Origin of the sequence: Dietzia aerolata (assembly GCF_014144865.1) — a bacterium.
Taxonomy (GTDB): domain Bacteria; phylum Actinomycetota; class Actinomycetes; order Mycobacteriales; family Mycobacteriaceae; genus Dietzia; species Dietzia aerolata.
This window is the reverse complement of the sequence record NZ_JAALDM010000259.1, coordinates 1-3,215: the sequence shown is the minus strand read 5'-3', so window position 1 is coordinate 3,215 and position 3,215 is coordinate 1. Positions and strand designations below refer to the sequence as shown.

Here is a 3,215-nt window from a genome sequence, read left to right as displayed (position 1 = left end):
GAGCCCCTCCTGCCTGGCCTCCCGCAGCAGTGGCAACTCCTCGTGGTCCGCCACCGAGCGCACGTGCAGCCGCCCGCTGGTCCGGCGCAGCACGTCGAGCAGGGGCGGCAGATGGTCCACCCCGGCGTCCACCGCGAACAACGCGCCCCGGCCGAGGACCTCCTCCGCCGCCGACACCAGCGCGGCGCGATCCAGCGTGGGGGCGCCCGCCACGCCCTTGCCCTCGGCGACGGCGGACACCCCGATGACGCCACGGTCCAACAACTGACCGAGCCCGCCCAGGTTGTCCGGCACCGCGGCGCCCCACACACCCACGTCGACGGTCGATTCCCCGGTGACCTCGTCCCGCCACCGGTCGATGCCCTCCGGGGTGGTGACGGTCGGCTCCCCATCCGTGCCGTAGTCGACCACGGCCGTGATGCCGCCCCGCGCCGCCGAGCGGGTGCCGACCGCCACGTCCTCCGTACTGACGTGCGGGTCGACCAGCCCCGGCATGAGCACCACGTCGTCGCCCAGATTGATCGTGTGCTCGCCCGCTAACCCGATGTCACGCGCCTTGGAGCCCGTGCGCACTGACGAGATGACGCCCCCGTCCACGGTCACCGCGGCCTGCTGGATGCGGTCGTCGACCACGGCGCGGCGGGCGTGTATCAGCAGTTCGTACTTGGCCACGGAAATTCCTCCCCGTATCTGCGGTCATCTTCTGCGGTCATCGGGCGGCGAGAGTCGTGGCCCATTGTCCCCTACGGGCGGGCTGCCCCGTGGTCGGCTGGCCGGATAGCGTTACGGGGAACGCCACCAATCACAGGAGGACCGGCATGACCGACAGCACCAACGGATTCGTCCCCACGGCGGACCTGGTTGACGAGATCGGCGAGGACGTGCGCAGCTGCGACACCCAGTTCCGCGACCTCGGCGGCCGCACGGAGTTCTTCGGGCCAGTCTCGACCGTCCGGTGCTTCCAGGACAACGCGCTTCTCAAGAGCGTGCTCGGCGAGCCGGGTGAGGGCCGGGTGCTGGTGATCGACGGCGGCGGCAGCGTCCACACCGCTCTGGTGGGCGACATCATCGCCGAGCTGGGCCGCTCCAACGGATGGGCCGGCGTCGTGGTCAATGGCGCGATCCGCGACTCGGCGGTCGTCGGCGGCATGGACTTCGGCTGCAAGGCGCTGGGCACCAATCCGCGCAAGTCCACCAAGACCGGCGCGGGCGAGCGGGATGTCACCGTGAGCTTCGGCGGGGTCGACTTCGCCCCCGGCGACATGCTCTACGCGGACACCGACGGCATCGTGGTGCGCTGACCCGACGCGCAGCGCACCGTGCAGCCCGGGCGGAGCCCGCTAGAAGGCTCCGCCCAGGCTCCCGAGCGAGCCGGTGAGCAGCTCCCCGATCGAGGCCTCCGGGCCGTAGCTTCCGGTCGAGCCCGGCAGGTAGAAACCGGTCGACCCCACCGAGTTGGGCCCGGCCACCGACAACGCCACCGAACCCAGGTTGACGGCACCGGTGAGCAGGTCCGCCAGCGATCCGGTGCCGAACGAGCCATAGCCGATGGAGCCGAGCTGCCCGGCCTCAGCGGGGTCGAGGCACGCGCCGCGAATGCCCGTGAAGGTCTCGATAAGGATGCACTCCGCGCGCTTCGTCAGGTCCGTCTGCGGCACGGGTTCGTCGGCGTGCGCCGCCCCGGCTCCGGCGAGCATCGTGGCTGCGGCCAACGCCGTGGCGGCCGAGGCGAGAGCGGTCTTGCGCATGTGACGTCCTCCGGGGTCAACGCCCCGCATCGCAGCGGGGATCCGCAGAGATGTTAACCACTTTTCACCGTTGTCGTGCAGGGCCTCCGGCAATCCGGTGCGGGGCCTCAGGCCTCGCGACGAATCCAGCGCAGCAGCGGGCCGAGTGACACGCGGTCGGTGAGGTCCAGTCCGCCCAGCTCCAGCATCGCGTCCTCCTCCGGGGTGCGATCGGATTTGCGCCGCAGCGCCGCCAGGGCCGTTTTGATGCCCAGTCGCTGGCGAAAGCCCAGTTGGTCGGGCGTCACCACGCCGCGCAACTGGAACAGCTTGAGCTGACGGAGTTGATCGGCCGAGAACTCGGTCGACATCAACTCGATGCGTGCCTCATCCGTCACGGGGGTGGGCCCGACCATCACCACGGAGACCCGGCGGCCGGCCTCGACCAGCGCCTCCCAGTTGTCGGTGATGAACGTCGATCCGCCCAGCCCGCCACCGGTGCGCATCCCGGTGAACAGAACGACGGTTCCCGCCACGACGAGCTCGCCCGGGTCCGCGGCGTCGAAATGGGAAGTGCGCGAATCGAACTCCTCGGCCAACCACTCTGCGTAGCGGCGTGCGCCGGCGTCGTCGTCGTGCAGGATAACGGGGGCCGGCACCGACCCCGGGGCACCATCGCTCATCGGTTCTCCCCCATCTCAGGTCGGGTCACCACGCGCGCCGCGCGGCCCCCGGTCTCCACCACGTCCCCGTCGGCCATGCCGCGACCGCGCCGCAGATCCACCTCACCGTTGACACTCACCTCGCCGGCGGCGACCGCGTCCTTGGCCTCGGCCCCGGAATCGAGAAGCGAAGCGAGCTTGAGGAACTGACCCAGCGTCAACTTGCGGCTCAGGTCGCACTCGACGTCCTCTACCGGCGGTCCGGACGGCGCGGGGGCGGCCCGTCCGACGCGTCCCCGTCCTGCGATGTGGCGGCTCATGCCGCCGAGTTTATCGGTCGACCCGGGGCGGGGTCGGAGTGCGCCGCAACGGATCGTCCCGCAGGGCCCCCCGACCACGCAGGGTGACCAGCGCCAGGCCCGTTCCGCCGGCGACGAGGGCACCCACCGCCAGCACAAAGGCCACCATCTGGATGGCGGTCAAGCCGTCGGAATCCGCTTCCGCCTCGTCCTCCTCAGACTCCTCGCCCTCGCCGGGAAGGGGCGGCAGTTCGCTGAGCGCCGGAAGTTCGGTGATCATCACCTGCGGCCCCGGACCCACCACGACCTGCGCGGACGCCACCGGGGCGCCCTGAAGCGCGATCGCGGCGCTGAGCGCACCGATCACGGCGAGTGGTCGTCGGCGGACCATAACCTGCCTTCCGTGACGGTGGCCGCGCGGCCCTGTAATTATGACGCGCCCAATCTTAGGTTCGCCTCAGGTATTGCGCTACGGCAGCCCCACAAAAGTCTGCGGCGCCCCCGTGGTGGGCCCACCACGGGGGCGC

The 3,215-nt window shown here is 70.8% G+C and carries 6 protein-coding genes; 1 reads left to right on the top strand and 5 read right to left on the bottom strand.

The window, feature by feature from the left end; translation table 11 throughout:
* Positions 1–672: amidohydrolase family protein (locus G6016_RS14230; RefSeq protein WP_479682412.1), on the bottom strand; the 672-nt coding region annotated here is incomplete at its 3' end.
* A 146-nt stretch (positions 673–818) separates the two neighbouring features.
* On the opposite strand from G6016_RS14230, the gene rraA reads away from it, so the two are divergent.
* Positions 819–1,301, top strand: coding sequence for a ribonuclease E activity regulator RraA (gene rraA, locus G6016_RS14225; RefSeq protein ID WP_182633278.1), 483 nt, complete (start codon positions 819–821; stop codon positions 1,299–1,301).
* Between the two features lie 39 nt (positions 1,302–1,340).
* Here rraA and G6016_RS14220 read toward each other — a convergent pair whose 3' ends face one another.
* The 4 genes from G6016_RS14220 to G6016_RS14205 form a co-directional block, all read right to left on the bottom strand.
* A complete protein-coding gene (locus tag G6016_RS14220) occupies positions 1,341–1,748 on the bottom strand; it encodes a hypothetical protein (protein WP_182633277.1) in 408 nt (135 codons plus the stop codon).
* A 107-nt stretch (positions 1,749–1,855) separates the two neighbouring features.
* Positions 1,856–2,410 (bottom strand): NADPH-dependent FMN reductase family protein, encoded by a 555-nt coding sequence (locus tag G6016_RS14215; RefSeq protein WP_182633276.1) that lies wholly within the window; start codon positions 2,408–2,410, stop codon positions 1,856–1,858.
* Entirely contained in the window at positions 2,407–2,709 is a 303-nt protein-coding gene (locus G6016_RS14210) for an RNA-binding S4 domain-containing protein (protein ID WP_182633275.1), read from the bottom strand. The genes G6016_RS14215 and G6016_RS14210 overlap by 4 nt, the downstream gene beginning before the upstream one ends.
* A gap of 10 nt (positions 2,710–2,719) precedes the next feature.
* On the bottom strand, positions 2,720–3,079 hold the full coding sequence (locus G6016_RS14205; RefSeq protein ID WP_182633274.1) for a hypothetical protein: 360 nt from the start codon (positions 3,077–3,079) through the stop codon (positions 2,720–2,722).
* Between the last annotated feature and the right edge of the window lie 136 nt (positions 3,080–3,215).